General features: G+C 75.2%; 12 protein-coding genes. 6 read left to right on the forward strand and 6 right to left on the reverse strand.

The genetic code is table 11. The features are described from left to right. Positions 1 to 81: 81 nt before the first annotated feature. Positions 82 to 846 carry a TVP38/TMEM64 family protein gene (locus GQS52_RS01240; protein WP_182311256.1) on the forward strand — a complete coding sequence of 255 codons (765 nt, stop codon included), beginning with the start codon at positions 82 to 84 and terminating at the stop codon, positions 844 to 846. Between the two features lie 92 nt (positions 847 to 938). Here GQS52_RS01240 and GQS52_RS01245 read toward each other — a convergent pair whose 3' ends face one another. Further along, a complete protein-coding gene (locus tag GQS52_RS01245; protein ID WP_259370494.1) occupies positions 939 to 2,051 on the reverse strand; it encodes a lysylphosphatidylglycerol synthase transmembrane domain-containing protein in 1,113 nt (370 codons plus the stop codon). Positions 2,052 to 2,057: 6 nt separating this feature from the next. Further along, positions 2,058 to 3,236, reverse strand: a complete 1,179-nt coding sequence (locus GQS52_RS01250) for a PP2C family protein-serine/threonine phosphatase (RefSeq protein ID WP_182311257.1) — start codon at positions 3,234 to 3,236, stop codon at positions 2,058 to 2,060. A 185-nt stretch (positions 3,237 to 3,421) separates the two neighbouring features. Here GQS52_RS01250 and GQS52_RS27205 point away from each other — a divergent pair, with 185 nt between their 5' ends. The 3 genes from GQS52_RS27205 to GQS52_RS01265 all read left to right on the forward strand — a co-directional run bounded on the left by GQS52_RS27205 (position 3,422) and on the right by GQS52_RS01265 (position 7,209). Then, on the forward strand, positions 3,422 to 4,744 hold the full coding sequence (locus GQS52_RS27205; protein ID WP_182311258.1) for an HAD-IC family P-type ATPase: 1,323 nt from the start codon (positions 3,422 to 3,424) through the stop codon (positions 4,742 to 4,744). Next, the gene (locus GQS52_RS27210) at positions 4,645 to 6,207 is read left to right on the forward strand and encodes an HAD-IC family P-type ATPase (RefSeq protein ID WP_259371013.1); all 1,563 of its coding nucleotides are present in this window, start codon (positions 4,645 to 4,647) and stop codon (positions 6,205 to 6,207) included. Before GQS52_RS27205 ends, GQS52_RS27210 begins: the two co-directional genes overlap by 100 nt. Before the next feature lie 159 nt (positions 6,208 to 6,366). Further along, on the forward strand, positions 6,367 to 7,209 hold the full coding sequence (locus GQS52_RS01265) for a hypothetical protein (RefSeq protein ID WP_182311259.1): 843 nt from the start codon (positions 6,367 to 6,369) through the stop codon (positions 7,207 to 7,209). A 132-nt stretch (positions 7,210 to 7,341) separates the two neighbouring features. Here GQS52_RS01265 and GQS52_RS01270 read toward each other — a convergent pair whose 3' ends face one another. The 4 genes from GQS52_RS01270 to GQS52_RS26945 all read right to left on the reverse strand — a co-directional run bounded on the left by GQS52_RS01270 (position 7,342) and on the right by GQS52_RS26945 (position 9,503). Next, positions 7,342 to 8,217: a F510_1955 family glycosylhydrolase gene (locus GQS52_RS01270; protein ID WP_182311260.1), complete on the reverse strand. Its 876-nt coding sequence runs from the start codon at positions 8,215 to 8,217 to the stop codon at positions 7,342 to 7,344. A gap of 177 nt (positions 8,218 to 8,394) precedes the next feature. Then, a complete protein-coding gene (locus GQS52_RS28300; protein ID WP_346268211.1) occupies positions 8,395 to 8,559 on the reverse strand; it encodes a DUF6153 family protein in 165 nt (54 codons plus the stop codon). Between the two features lie 247 nt (positions 8,560 to 8,806). Continuing rightward, the gene (locus GQS52_RS01275; RefSeq protein ID WP_182311261.1) at positions 8,807 to 8,986 is read right to left on the reverse strand and encodes a hypothetical protein; all 180 of its coding nucleotides are present in this window, start codon (positions 8,984 to 8,986) and stop codon (positions 8,807 to 8,809) included. A gap of 97 nt (positions 8,987 to 9,083) precedes the next feature. Continuing rightward, entirely contained in the window at positions 9,084 to 9,503 is a 420-nt protein-coding gene (locus tag GQS52_RS26945; protein ID WP_220472816.1) for an SHOCT domain-containing protein, read from the reverse strand. Between the two features lie 1,915 nt (positions 9,504 to 11,418). Between GQS52_RS26945 and GQS52_RS01285 the strand changes: the two genes are divergently transcribed. Continuing rightward, positions 11,419 to 12,789 carry a diacylglycerol kinase family protein gene (locus GQS52_RS01285; RefSeq protein ID WP_182311263.1) on the forward strand — a complete coding sequence of 457 codons (1,371 nt, stop codon included), beginning with the start codon at positions 11,419 to 11,421 and terminating at the stop codon, positions 12,787 to 12,789. Between the two features lie 210 nt (positions 12,790 to 12,999). Then, on the forward strand, positions 13,000 to 14,607 hold the full coding sequence (locus GQS52_RS01290) for an MFS transporter (protein WP_182311264.1): 1,608 nt from the start codon (positions 13,000 to 13,002) through the stop codon (positions 14,605 to 14,607). Positions 14,608 to 14,719 lie beyond the last annotated feature (112 nt).

A 14,719-nucleotide genomic window follows, 5' to 3' on the forward strand; every position in this document is an offset into this window, starting at 1 on the left:
AGGCGGGCGGGGCGCGCGGGGGCGTGTGAAGGTGCGCACATCCCCTCGGCGGCGGCGCGCCGGGGCGGTTACGCTCCCTGAATGCCCGACCACGCCGTGACGGTCCGCCCCGACGACCTCGCCGTGCCGTTCCGCCCCGGGCCGGCAGGGCTCGTTCGCGCGGACGGGCTCGGTGCCCGCTGTTCCCGCGCCCTGCTCTCCCCCTGGTCACGGCTGGCGCTCCTCGTCACCCTGTTGGCCGCCGCGGCGTCCTCGGCCGTGGTGTGGGAGCCGCAGCGGCTGCTGTCCGGCGACGCGGTGCTGTGGACCGGTCCCGCCGCGCTGGCGCTGTTCGCCCTCGTCTACGGACTGTGCACCCTCGCCTTCGTCCCCAAGCCGCTGCTGAACGTGGCCGCGGGGGCGCTGTTCGGCACCCAGGCCGGGCTGCCGCTGGCCGTGGCGGGCACGACCCTGGGCGCCTTCCTGGCGTTCGGGCTGGGCCGCGCCCTGGGGCGGGACGCGCTGCGGCCGATGCTGCGGGGCAAGGTGGCGGCCGCGCTGGACCGGCAGCTGAGCCGGCACGGCTTCCGCAGCGTGCTGCTGATGCGCCTGCTGCCCGGGGTGCCGTTCGCCGCGGCGAACTACGGCGCGGCGCTGTCCTCGACGCGCTGCGCGCCGTTCCTGGTGGCCACGGCGGTGGGCGTGGTGCCGAACACGGCGGCGTACGTCCTGGCCGGAAGCCGTGCCGACACCCCGGGCTCCCCGGTGTTCTGGATCTCCCTGGGCGCGATCGCCGTCACCTCCGTGCTGACCGCAGTGGCCGGGTGGCGCGCCCACGTCCGGCACCGCCGCGCCCGGACGGCCTGACCGGCCCCGGACGGCCCGACCTCCCGGACGGCCCGACCGCCCCGGACGGCCCAATCGGCCCCGTGCGGCCGCGCCTCCGTGCGCCGCCGCGGTCAACGGGGCGGCGCCGGCCCGGCGCCGCCCGCACCGCCCCGCCGCTCCTCGGGAACCCCGGCGGGACCCAGCGTCACGCCGAGCCAGCTCGCCCATCCGACCGGCTGCAGCGCCCAGTAGCTGATCGCCCGGTAGAGGAAGGTGGCGGCGAACGCCTGCCCCGGGGGCAGGCCTTGGGCGACCAGCAGCGCCGACAGGCTCGCCTCGACGATCCCCAGGCTCCCGGGGGTCAGGCGCAGGCTGCCCGTGACCTGCGTGAGGGCGTACGAGAGCAGGAGGCCGTGCCAGGGCACGGCGATGCCCAGCGCCCACAGGACGGCCGCCAGGCACGCGCCGTCGAACACCCAGTTGCCCAAGGAGTAGGCGAACGGCCGCACCCACGGCAGGAACCCGGGCTGTACGCTGCGGGCCCGGCCGGCCAGGCGCACCAGTGCCGTCTCGGCCTCCCGGACCCGCCGGAACCGCCTCCCCAGGGCGGTCACCGCGTTGTGCACCGCACGGCGGGAGCCCGCGAACCGGAACAGGCCCAGGACGAGGGCCGCCGTGCCGGCCACCGCCGCCAGCAGGCCGAGCACCGGGCGCACGAAGGCGTCCGGCCCGGTCGAGCCGGCCGCGAGCACACCGGCCACCAGGAGGACGAACAGGCTGACCACCGCCAGTGCTCCGGCCACCGCCAGCACGGCGGCCGCGAGCGCCTGTTCCACGCCCCGGCGGCGCATCTGGCGGAAGACCCACGCCGTCGCGAAGGCCGCCCCGCCCGGCAGGGCGCCGGCCACGGCGTTGGCTGCCGCGACGACGGCGGTCGTCAGCCCCATGCCCCACCGGACGCCGCCGGTCCGCAGCAGCCAGCGCTGCACGGCGGCGAAGCACACGACGGACACGGCCTCGCACGCCGCGGCGAGCAGCAGCCCGGGGCGGCTGACCTCGGTGACGATGCGGTACGCCTCCACCAGTTCGCGGTGCCTGGACCGGGCGACCAGCACTGCGGCCGTCAGGAGGACGGCGGCACCCAGCCACCGCACCGGGCCGAGCCACCGCAGCGGGCCCGGCCGGGCGGGCCGGGCCTGTTCGGGCCCGTCGTTCGCAGCCCGGTCCCCCGCAGGTCGCGGCACGGCGGGTCACCTCCGGGGGTCGTCGGCGCGCGACGCGGACGGGCGGGGACGGCCGCGGGGTCCTCGGGACCGCGAGCCGGCCCCGGGCGGGGCCGGGCCGGACCGGTGGCGGGTGAGGGCGAGGAGCGCGACGTCGTCGGTGAGCCCCCCGGCGGCGTGCCGGTCGAGGTCGGCGAGGAGTGCGTCCAGGACGCGGCCGGGGTCCGGCGGGAGGGGGCGGGACAGCGCGGGGACGGGGTCGTAGAAGGTCCCGTCGCGGTCGCGGGCCTCGGTCACTCCGTCGGTGAACAGCACCAGGACCGCGTCCTCCGGCAGGTCGTACCGGTCGACCGTCACCGGGGCCCTCGGGCCGCCCAGGTCGGCGAGGCCCAGGGGCAGCGCCGGGACGGCCGGCTCCAGCGGGCGCACCAGGCCGCGGTGGACCAGCAGCGGCGCGGGGTGGCCCCGGTTGACCACGCGCAGCACGGTGCCGCCGACGGGCAGCTCGGCGACGACCGCGGTGGCGAACGTCTCCCCCTCCGCCCCGTCGGGCGGGGTGTTCAGCCGCCGCATCCGCTCCTCCAGGCGGCGGACCACCGCGGGCAGGTCGGGCAGGTGGACGGCGGCCTCGTCGAAGGCGCCGAGCAGCGCGTTGACGGCCCGGACCGCGCCCAGGCCCTTGCCCCGGACGTCGCCGATCATCAGCCGCACGCCGTGGCGGGTGGCGTGGACGGCGTACAGGTCGCCGCCGACCGCGGCCTCGCGGGCGGCGGCCTGGTAGCGGGCGGCCACGGTCAGCGGCCCGACCCGGCCGGCCGGGGCGGGCAGCACCGCGCGCTGGACGGCCTCGGCCACCTCGCGGGCGGTGCGCAGCTGCTGCCGGTCGCGGGCCATCACCCGGTTGAGGAAGACGGCCAGCACGGTCAGCACGACGATGCTCGCGAAGGGCACGGCCTCGGAGGCGCTGAACAGGTCCCTGCCCTCCAGCACCACGTCGAGCAGGCCGGTGACGACCGCGGCCGCGCCGACGGCGAGGGTTCCGCGCCGGGAGAGGACGGGCGCGGCCATCACGGGGGCGGCCGCCAGCAGCGGGAAGGTGCTCACGTCCGGCGGAGTGAGCAGGTCGAGCCCGAGCGAGCCGACGAGCACCGCGGCGGGCAGCCACCGGAGCCACCGCTTCCCGGTGGGCGTGCCGTCGTGTCCCATGGCCCCGCGTTCCCTCGACGACCTCGAAGAGCCCCGGCTTCCAGTCTGGGGCGGCTCCCCGGCCCCGGCGACCCGGGCGGGCCGTGCGGGAGGCCCCGCGCGGTCCTCCTGCGGCTGCGAGGGGCCCGCCCCTGCCGGACAGTGGGAAGTCCGGTGCGGATGCCCCGCGGAGTACGGAGGTGCACGTGGGCGAGACGGTGAAGACCGGGCGGACCGGCACGGCCCCCGACCCGGAGGAGCGCGTCGAACTGCTCCTGCGCGACCTGCGCACCTCCCGCTCGGGGCTGTCCTCGCGGGAGGCCGAGCGCCGTCTGCTCCACCACGGGCCGAACGAGCTGCAGCGCCGCGGCGGACGCCGCTGGCCGAAGGAGCTGGCGCGGCAGGTCACCCACCCGCTGGCCCTGCTGCTGTGGGTCGCGGCGGCGCTGGCGTGGGTGGCGGGGATCGCGACGGTGGCCGTGGCGATCGTCGTGGTGATCGTCGTCAACGCGGCGTTCGCGTTCGTCCAGGAGGCGCAGGCCGAGCGGGCGGTCGAGGCCCTGGCCGCCTACCTGCCCCACCGCGCGAAGGTGGTGCGCGACGGCCGGGAGGAGGAGGTGGAGGCGACCCGGCTGGTGCCCGGCGACCTGCTCGTGATCGAGGAGGGGGACCGCGTCTCGGCGGACGCGCGGCTGATCGACGGCGGCGTCGAGGTCGACCTGTCGTCGCTGACCGGCGAGTCGGTCCCGGCCTACCGTTCCGCCTCCCTCGCGGACACCGGGGTTCCGCTGATCCAGGCCCGCGACCTGGTGTTCAGCGGCACCACGTGCACCGAGGGCGAGGCGCGGGCCGTGGTCTTCGCCACCGGGATGCGCACGGAGCTGGGGCGGATCGCGGCGCTGTCGGAACGGGTCGGGCGGGAGGAGAGCCCGCTGGAGACCCAGGTGCGCAAGGTGGCGTGGCTGATCGCGCTGATCGCCGTGGTCATCGGCGCGGCGTTCACCCCGGTGGCGGTGTTCGCCGCCGGCCTGTCGCTGGAGCAGGCCGTGGTGTTCGCCGTGGCGCTGCTCGTGGGCAACGTGCCCGAGGGCCTCCTGCCCGTGATCACCCTGGCCCTGGCGATCGGGGTGCGCGGCCTCGCACGCCGGGGGGCGGTGGTCAAACGTCTCAGCGCGGTGGAGACCCTCGGCTCCACCGACGTGATCTGCACGGACAAGACCGGCACGCTCACCGAGAACCGCATGCGGGTCACAGCGGTGTGGACCGACCCCGGGAGCAGCCGATCGGCACCCCGGCCGGCCCGGGGAACACCGGTCCCGGCAGCGCCGGTCCCGACAGCGCCGCCGTCCGGGCCCTGGCCGAGGCCGTGGCCGCCTGCAACAACGCCCACGCCGACGCCGGGGACGGCACGCTCGGGGACCCCACGGAGGTGGCGCTGCTGGAGGCCGCCCGGGCCCTGGGAGAGCCCCTCGACCCCGCGCGGCGCGAACGGCAGCGGCGCCGCCACTTCCACTTCGACCCCGTCCTGAAACTCATGTCGACCGTCGACGAGCGCGACGGCGCCGTGTGGGTCCACACCAAAGGAGCCCCGGAGGCGCTGCTCCCCCTCTGCACCGCCGTCGCCGAACCCGACGGCGGAACGGTCCTGCTCACTCCCGAACGCCTCCGCCGCGTCGAGGAACGCGTGGACGCCTACGCCCGGCAGGGGATGCGCGTCCTCGCCGTCGCCCGGCGCCGGCTGGAGCCGGGCCGCCCGCTGCCCGACCGGCGGGAGGAGGCCGAGCGCGGCCTCACCCTGCTCGGCCTCACCGCCATGATCGACCCGCCCCGCCCGCAGGTGGCCGACGCGGTCGCCCACTGCCGTGCCGCCGGCATCCGGATCATCGTCGTCACCGGCGACCACCCGCTGACCGCGGCCGCCGTCGCCCGGCAGGTGGGCATCACCGGCGACCACCCCACCGTCGTCAACGGCGAGGACCTCGACGCCATGAGCGAGGACGACCTCGACGCGCTGCTGCGCGGGCAGCGGGAACTGATCTTCTCCCGCAGCTCGCCGGAGGCGAAGCTGCGCATCGCCGACGCGCTGCGCGCCGAGGGGCACGTGGTGGCGATGACCGGGGACGGGGTCAACGACGCCCCCGCCCTGCGCCGCGCGGACATCGGCGTCGCCATGGGCCGCTCCGGCACCGACGTGGCCCGCGAGGCGTCCACCATGGTGCTCACCGACGACGACTTCGCCACGATCGTCGCCGCCGTGCGGGCGGGCCGCCAGGGCTACGACAACATCCGCAAGTTCATCTGCTACATCTTCGCCCACTCCACCCCCGAGATCACCCCCGCCGTGGTCTTCGCCCTCAGCGGCGGCGCCGTGCCCCTCCCGCTCACCGTCCTGCAGCTGCTCGCCTTCGACGTCGGCACCGAGACCCTGCCCGCCCTGGCCCTCGGCCGCGAACCCGCCGAACCGGGCCTGATGAACCGGCCGCCGCGCAGGCGGACCGAGAGCATCATCCGCGCTCCCATGCTGCTGCGCGCCTGGCTCTTCCTGGGCGTGATCTGCGCGGCCCTGGCCATGTCCGGCTTCTTCTTCGTCCTGCTGCGCGCCGGATGGCGGCCCGGCGACCCCACCGGCCCCGGGGAACCCCTGAACCACGCCTACCGGCAGGCCACCACCATGACCTTCCTCGGCATGATCACCGGGCAGATCGGCACCGCCTTCGCCGCCCGCACCGAGCGGGTCTCCCTGCGCTCCATCGGCGTCTTCTCCAACCGTCTGCTGCTGTGGGGCATCGCCTTCGAGCTCGCCCTCGCGGCCCTGTTCATCTACACCCCGCCGTTCCAGTCCCTCCTCGGCACCGCCGCCCTCACCCCCGCCATGCTCGCCCTCACCGTCCCCTTCCCCTTCGTCGTCTGGGGGGCGGACGAGATCCGCCGCTGGCTGCTGCGCCGCCGCGCGGCGGACGGCCGGACGCCGCCGGAAGGACTCGCCGCGTGACTCCCGGGGGCCGGCGCGTCCGGGAGGACCGGCGGATCCGGCAGGCCGCCGCTCACCCTTGTGCACCGCTGCGACGGTGAGCGGGGACGGCAGATGGTTCCGTAGTGGCAGCACTGTGACAGCACTCGAGTTCCGGCGGTCCGCCAGGAGGTACGAAGGATGAAACGTCGATCCGGTGGGGGCCCTGCCGTCCGGTCCCTCGCAACCCTCGCGACGGGCCTGGCCGTGGCGGCGGTGCTGCCGATCGCGGCGGCCTGTTCGAACGACGGCGGGAACGGCGGGGGCGGGGGCGGTTCGGGCAGCCCGAGTGCTTCGGGCAGCCCCGGCGCCTCCGCGTCCGCCGGTGTGCTCACCGCGGCGGGGGCGAGGAGCGCGCTGATCACCGAAGCCGACCTGGGGTACGGCTGGAACGAGGAGAAGGGCGCGGCCGGCTGGCGGGACTCCCTGCCCGTCGGCAAGGTGGACGTCGCGGAGTTCCTCGACGACAAGGCGAGCGCGGCCGTCTGCCAGAAGTTCGTCGACGCCCTCTACACCGACGAACTCCTGGGCAAGCCGTCCGGGGCGAGTGCCCTGACCGGTTTCTCGGACGCCGACCGGGCCCGGATGCTCTACCAGGTCGCCTCCTACGACCGGAACCGGCTGGACGACTCGATGGCCTGGCTGAGGACGGTCCCGTCGGCGTGCGACCAATTCACGATCACGGGCGACGGCGGGGGGAAGCGGACCGTCCAGGTCGTCGAGGCCCCGCTGCCGAAGACCGGGGACGCACGGCAGGGGCTGAACATGACGGTGAAGGGCACCGTGGACGGCGAGCCCCTGACGTTCACGGCGGACATCGCCGCCGTGCGGGTCGGCTCCAGCGCCATCACCGTCACCAACGGCGGACTCGACGGCGTCGAGCCCGGCTCGACCCGGCAGGCGGTCGAGCAGGGCACCCGGCGGCTCGAGGCCGTCCTGGCCGGCAAAACCCCTCCCGAGCAGCCCCCCGGGCCGCAGGACTGAAGCACGCCGGGGCCGCACGCCGGCACGGGGCACCCCTTTCGGCGACCCTCCCGGCCGGGGCCCTCCCGCCCCGGCCCCCGCCCGGCCGGCGGCCCCGCCGGCCGGGCGGGTCACCGCTCGGCGGGGCGCCGCTCAGTGGCCTCCCGCGGAGGACACGGGCAGGCGCTCGGTGAACGTCCTGCCGCCGTCGCGGGACTCGTAGACCCCGTCCTGCGTGGCGGCGAGGACGTGCTCGTCGTCGACGGCGGTCAGTGCCTGGGGCTGCCCGCCCGGGACGGTGCCCGCCTTCCGCCAGGTGGCGCCTCCGTCGGCGCTGCGGTGCAGGCCGCCGGCCGGGTCGACGCCGTACAGGGCGTCGGCGGCGGGCCACGACAGGAAGGCCAGCACCTGCCCGGAACCGGCGCCGAAGGTCCGGCCGCCGTCGGTGCTCCCGGCGACGCCGTCCTCGGTCGTGGCCAGCACGACGTCCCGGTCCTTCGGGCTGACGGCGATGTCCGTGGCGGCGATCTCGGCGCGGGTGTCCCAGGTGGTCCGGTCGGTGCTGACACGCAGGAGGCCGCGGGTGCTGTCGTAGCCGTAGACGGTGCCGTGCGCGTACTTCAGTGAGTGGAAGTCGGCGGCGCCGCCCAGCGAGAGGGTCTTCCAGGTCCTGCCGGAGTCGGTGGACCGGAGCAGGCCCCGGTTGGCGTGGCCGCCGCTGCCCTCCGCGGGGTGGCCGCTGCCGAGGAAGGTCTTCGGGCCGATGACGGTGAAACTCATGTAGTCGGCCGTGTCGCCGACCCGCTCGGCCTCGCCCGTCCGCGCCACGGCGATGACGCCTTCGTGGGTGGCGACGTACAGGCGTCCGTCGGCCGGGTCGATGCCCAGCCCGTGGACATGGCTGACGGCGAGCCCGCCGGGGCCGCCGTCCGGCTCGGCGGAGGCGTCGGGGCCGGAGGAGCAGGCGGCCGTAACGACCGCCAGAACGGCCGCGGTGACGGCTGCGGCCGCGCGGGAACGAATCTTCATGCTGAGGACCTCTCGGTGGCGGCCGTCCTTGCGGCACCCTCGGGGTGCTCGGCCGTCGTGGTCGGGAACATCGGGGCGAAGCCCCTGCCGGACCCTTTCGTCGGCCCGGCGCGGCCGGGGCCGTACGACCGGCGGCCGCGGCACGCGCGGCAGCGGCGGACACGGCCCGGTCCCGGCCTATGTCCGCAGGAGTTGCAGCTCGGCGAGCGACAAGGACGCGCGGCCGCCCTCCGGTGCGGCCGCCGTGGACGGGCGGCCGTCCGCCGGTTCCCCCGCCCGGCCGGTGGGGTCGGGGGCCGGGCGGGAAGGACCGGGCCCGTGCCCACGGCTCCCGAGGAGCACGTCGCATCTGCGTGCTCCGCGTGCCCGCGGTCGTCACCGCCGCCGCAGGCGGATTCGGCGTTCGGGAGCGCCGGGTCCGCGTGGTGCGCGGCGGCCGAGGAGCGGGAGGAGTGGTCGCCGGTGACGGCGGTCGCCCCGCCCGGCGCGAGGCCGTGCATGCCGAACAACCCGACCAGCAGCCCGAGCACCAGCAGCGCCGGCCACCGCCTCGGCGGCGACGGCACGCGGCGGGACTGTGCACGGACTGTCACGGTCCCCATGCTACGGAACCCGCCGGCCCCGCCGGCGAGCGGGTACGTCGCCGGAGCAGGCCCAGGGTCCCGGCGACGGTGAACATCACCGCGGCGAACAGCACCAGTCCGGCGGCGGCCCCGGAGCTGTCGGTGTCGGGGTTGGGCGTGCCGGGCATGGCGGTGCCTCTTCTCACCGGGCGGTCCTGTCCGTGTTCCGCGGCCGGCCGGGCGGAGGCGGCAGGGGCGTCCGTGTGCGGTCGTCCCCGCCGCTGCCCGTCGGGCCGAGAACGGTCAGTGCAGGATCCTCTCCTTGGCGCGCCGGAACTCCTCCTCCGACAGGTCGCCCCTGGAGCGGATCTCGGAGAGCTTGGCGAGTTCCTCCGCCTCGCTGAGGGGCCGGCCCGCGGTCCCGGCGGTCCTGCGGATGTAGGCGTCGACCTCCGCCTGCCGGGCCCGGGCGTGCTGCACTTCGCGCGCGCCCATGTTCCTGCCCCGGGCGAGGAGGTAGACGAAGACGCCGAGGAAGGGCAGGACGAGGACGAAGACGAGCCATCCCGTCTTGCCCCATCCGCCCAGGGCGTCGTCGCGGAAGATGTCGGTGATGACCCGGAAGAGCAGGAAGATCCACAGGACCCACAGGAAGATCCACATGGTGGTCCAGAATGCTCCCAGGAGCGGGTAGTCGTAAGCCAGGTACGTGGAGCCTTCCATTGCCTTCTCCCGTTTCCTTCGGTTTCGGCCCGTCCGACCGGTGCGGATGAATCCTCGGCCGGGCGGTTCGTCATGGGCCCTTCCGGCGGAGGGGACCGCGGTGCCTCCGCCTCCCCTCTCAACCGCCGGGGCCCGTGTCGCGGTCGGAGCCCGTGTCTCGGTCGGGGGGTGCGCCGGGGGGGGGCGTGCGGCGCCGGTGCCCGTCGCGAGGCCGGTACGGGACGGACCCGGCCCGTCGGCCGCCGCGGCGAGGACGCCCAGGACCACCAGCGCGAGCAGGACCAGGCCGAGAACGAGCGCCACGAACGCAGGTGTGGGGTAGTTGCGCAGGATCAGGGCGAGCGCGCCGAGCGCGATGACGGCGCCGGTGGTCCAGCCGCGGTGCGCCTCCAGCCAGCGGCCCGCGCCGTCGGTGCGCAGGCCGGAGCGGGCCGCGGCCCGGCCGAGGGCGCCGGTGCCCCGGGCGGCTGCCGAGCGCAGGGCACGGGCGGCGCGGTCCGGCCCGTACAGGTAGGCGGTCAGCGCGGTGAGCACCGCGACGACGAGGATCGTGAGGGTGCTCTGGCGCAGGAAGCGCACGAGGGTGTCGTAGATGGCGGTGGCCGCGTCCCGGGGCAGCGTGGTGGGCGGTACGGAGTTCACGTAGACCTGGCGCATCACCGCGAGGCCGGCGAGCAGGAGGAGCATCATCACGCCGATGCCGATCGCGGCCGCCAGCAGCGCGGCCCGGTGCCTGGGCGCCGTCCAGACGGCCAGGGCGGCCAGGGCGATCGTCACGGGGGGCAGCCAGGGGCCGAGGACGTTGATCAGCTGCATGGCGGTCTGGGCCTGGCTGAGCTTGTCGGTCTGCAGCAGCGGAATCGTCCGGTCGACGTCGGGGATGTTCGCCGCCCTCTCGTATCCCGCGTCGACCAGCCGCCGCTGGACCTCGTCGACGACGGTGCCCAGGTCCAGTACGACGGTGTCTCCCCTGGCCTGGACGGCGCTGGTTCCTTCGCCGGTGAGGGTCTTGACCACGGCGGCGTGGGCGCGGCGGTTGGCGTTCTCCCAGAACTGGGGGAACCGGTCGCCGGTCACCACCTTGGTCACCACGTTGTCGACGGCTGCGGCCAGGGCGTTCTTGAGCGGGCCGGCCAGGGCCGGGACGTTGTCCACCACCCTGGGGGGCGCGTCGGCCCGTTCCAGGGCCTTGGCGAGGGCGGCGGTGAAGGCGTCGACGTCGACGTTGTCGACCACCCGGTCGGTCAGCCGGTCGGAGACCGCATCCTGCACCGCGGGGTCGGTGGCGAGCGGCGCGACGGTTTCGACGTACCGGTCGACGTCGGAGATCTGCGAGTCCATCCATGCGGCCACGACGGCGACCGGTGAGAGCAGGAAGGCCAGCGCCAGCAGCACGGACGCGAACGTCCAGCGCAGTCGGCGCCGGTTCCTGTCCGCGGTCTCGCGCAGCCGCTCGTCCTCCGCGCGTCCGGGCGCGCTCGGGGGGCGCGGCCCGCCGGGACGGTCGCGGTCGGCGGGAATCTCGGACGGATCCACGGTTCCTCCCTTCGCCCAGGACTGCGCGGGGCTGCCGGCTTCCGGCTCGCGGACGCAAGGGTCCGGCCGCGGCTGCCGTCCCGCCCCTCGGGGGATAAGGAGTGCGTGTCACGGGACGCGCCGTACCGGACGGCGGCCGTCCGGCGGTGCGTTTTCCCGCCGGTGCCGCCGGCGTGTTCGGTGTCGTCGGGAGGAGCCCTCGCCGACGGCACCTTCATGGTCACCCTCTCGGTCGGCGACCGCCAGGCGGGGGCGGGGCATCGGCCCCGGATCACCCGGTCGGACGAACGCGCGCCCCGGGCCGTGCCCGGGGACAGTGGAACCCGAGGGGGATCCGGCGCAGTCGCCCCTGTGCGGGCCCTACCGGGGTGGAGGAGCCATGGGTGAGGAACCACGTCCGTACGGCCGCGCGGACCGGCGCCGGGCTGCCCGTCTGGCACTGGCGGCAGGGACGGGCGCGGTGCTCGTCCTGCTGGTGTTCGCCGGGCTGCGGAGCGTCGTGCTGGTGGGTGCGGGAGTGGCCGGACTGGCGCTGACGGCGGCCGGGGCGTGGTGGGTGCTCGCCCGCTCCGGCCCGGTGCGGGCCCTGGCCCTGGTCATGGTGGTGGCCGCGCCGACCACGGTTGTTGTCCTGTACATGTCTGCCGGACTGTTGTGGGTGGTGCTCGTCTCGCTCGCCCTGTGGGTTCTGGCCCTCCGCACGGGCAGGGCCGCATTGGCGGAGGACGTCGAACCGGCGGGGGCGCGGGAGGTTCCGGCGGCTCCTCCCCGGCGGCCCTTCCTGATCATGAACCCGCGTTCGGGCGGCGGGAAGGTCGGCAGGTTCGACCTGGTGGAGAAGGCCGAGGCCCTCGGGGCCGAGGTCGTGGTGCTCGACCCCGACCGTCCGCAGGACGTGGCGGAGCTGGCGCGACGCGCCGTCGCCGACGGCGCGGACCTGCTGGGGGTGGCCGGCGGGGACGGCACGCAGGCCCTGGTCGCCGGCGTGGCGGCGGAGCACGACGTCCCGTTCCTGGTCGTCTCCGCGGGGACGCGGAATCACTTCGCGCTGGACCTGGGCCTGGACCGGGACGACCCCTCGACGTGCTTGGAGGCCCTCGCCGACGGCGTCGAGTTCCGCGTCGACCTGGGCCTGGCCGACGGGCGCGTCTTCGTCAACAACGCCTCCTTCGGCGCCTACGCGGCCGTGGTGCAGAGCCCGGCATACCGCGACGACAAGGTTCGCACCACCTTGCGGACGCTGCCGGACCTGCTGGCCGGCGAGAGCGGCCCGCATCTGGTCGTGCGGGTCGGCACCGTGACGATCGACGGCCCCCAGGCCCTGCTGGTGAGCAACAACCCCTACCGGACGGACGACCCGGCGGGTCTGGGGCGCCGGGAACGACTGGACCGGGGCGTGCTTGGGGTGCTGGGCGTCAGGGTCGAAAACGCGAGGCAGGCGGCCTGGCTGCTCCGCGGTGGGCACGCGCCCGGGCTGACTGCGACGACCGCCCGCGAGGTCGTCGTCGAGGCCGACGCACCGACCGTTCCGGCCGGGATCGACGGGGAGGCCCTGACCCTGCCGGTCCCCGTGCGCTGCCGGATCGCACCGGGTGCCCTGCGCGTACGGGTCCCCCGCGACCGCCCCGGCGTGCCGCCCGTGAAGCCGCCGATGGACTGGCGCAGGGTTCGCCGACTGGCCCTGACCACGGTGCGCACCGCAGCCGGGCGTGAGGCCGGCAGGTCGGCGCCGACTCGTGGCGGGCCGTGACACCGGACCGCCGCGGCCACGGCCGGGGGCCCGAGCTCCGGCGAACCCCGGAACCTGCCGGAACGTTCCACGGGCCTGCCGGGCGGCACGCGGAGTATTCCACGGCCCTTTGGGCAAAGATCGTGAAAGGTCACGATCGGCGAGCTTTGCTCCTTTCCTCACTCTTTGCTCGCCCGAGGACGCCTGGTACGGCCCCGGTGGAGGTGGCGGATGACGAGACGCTGGCGGCCTCTGCTGATCCTGGGGACCGCACAGTTCCTGATGGTGCTGGACACCTCCGTGATGAACGTGTCGATCAGCCAACTGGTCGAGGACTTCGACACCGAGGTGACCGCGATCCAGTCGGTCATCACCCTCTACACCCTGGTCATGGCGGCCTTCATGCTCACCGGCGGCAAGCTGGGGGACATGTTCGGGCGCCGCCGCGTCTTCGGTGTCGGGCTGGTCGTCTACGGCACGGGGTCCGCAATGACCGCGCTGGCCCCCACCCTGGGAGTGCTCACGCTCGGATGGTCGGTGACCGAGGGGCTCGGCGCGGCCCTGGTGCTCCCGGCCCTGGCGGCCCTGGTGGCCGGAACCTACCGCGGCCGGGACCGGTCCGTCGCCTACGGCGTCATCGGCGGGCTGGCCGGGGCGGGCATCGCACTGGGGCCGCTGATCGGCGGGTGGGTGACCACCTACCTGACCTGGCGGCTGGTCTTCGCCGCCGAGGTCGTCGTGGTCGTGGGCATCCTCGTCCTCCTGCGATGGGTCGAGGAACCCCCGCGGCCGGCGGGCCGGCCGCGGCTCGACACCGTCGGAGCGCTGCTGTCGGTCACGGGGCTGGCGCTCATCGTCCTGGGGGTCCTGCAGAGCAGCGCCTGGGGGTGGCTGGAGCCGCGCAACCCCCCGTTCACCGTCCTCGGCTTCTCCCCGACCCTGTTCGTCGTCTGCGCCGGCGGCATCCTCTTGAGGCTGTTCCACGACTGGGAGCGCCACCGGGAGGCCGAACAGCGGGACCCGTTGGTGCGCTTCTCCCTGTTCGGCATCCCGGCGCTGCGGTCCGGCCTGGCCATGCTGCTCGGCCAGAACCTCATCCTCCTGGGCCTGTTCTTCGTCATCCCCCTGTACCTGCAGGTCGTCCAGGGCTACACCGCGTTCCAGACCGGCCTGCAGTTGCTGCCGGCGTCGGTCACCATGTTCGCGACCGCCATGAGCGGCCCGCTCGTCGGGCGGGCCGTCGGCCCCCGGGCAGTGGTGCGCATCGCCTTGGGCGTGCTGCTCGGCTCCGTGCTGTGGCTGCTGGCCGGCATCGAGCCGAACATCGACACCGGACAGTTCGCCGGGGCGATGGCGGCGATGGGAGTGGGTATGGGACTGCTCGCCTCACAACTGGGCAACATCGTGCAGTCCAGCGTCGGGGAGGCGGAGCGGAGCGAGGTGGGAGGGCTGCAGTACACCGCCCAGAACCTGGGCTCCTCCCTGGGTACCGCGCTCATCGGCGCCATCCTGATCGGCGCCCTGGTGAACGTGTTCACCGCCCGGATCACCGAGAACCCGCAGATCTCGGACCAGGTGCGCCGGCAGACCGGGGTCGCGATCGCCGGCGGCGTCAGCTTCGTCAGCACCGACCACGTGCGCGAGGCCGCCGAACACTCCGGCCTCCCCCCGGCCGAGGCGGACGCCTACGTGGACGCCTACGCCCAGGCCCAGCTCCACAGTCTCAAGGCCGCCGTCCTGGCCGTCGGCGGGATCACCCTCGTCAGCTTCGCGTTCACCCGGCGGCTGCCCGTCGAGCCCCTGACCCCGCGAGTGCGTCCCGCAGCGGCGGAGCGCTGACTCACCCGCGGGAAAGACGGCGGTAAAGAGGAGCCGCGGCAACCCCGATCCCCGCCACGGGGAAGGAGGGCGCGCCGAAGGCGACCGAGCCGCACGACAAGCCCGGTGCTCC

Source organism: Streptomyces sp. SCUT-3 (assembly GCF_014083985.1).
Lineage (GTDB): Bacteria > Actinomycetota > Actinomycetes > Streptomycetales > Streptomycetaceae > Streptomyces_H > Streptomyces_H thermolineatus.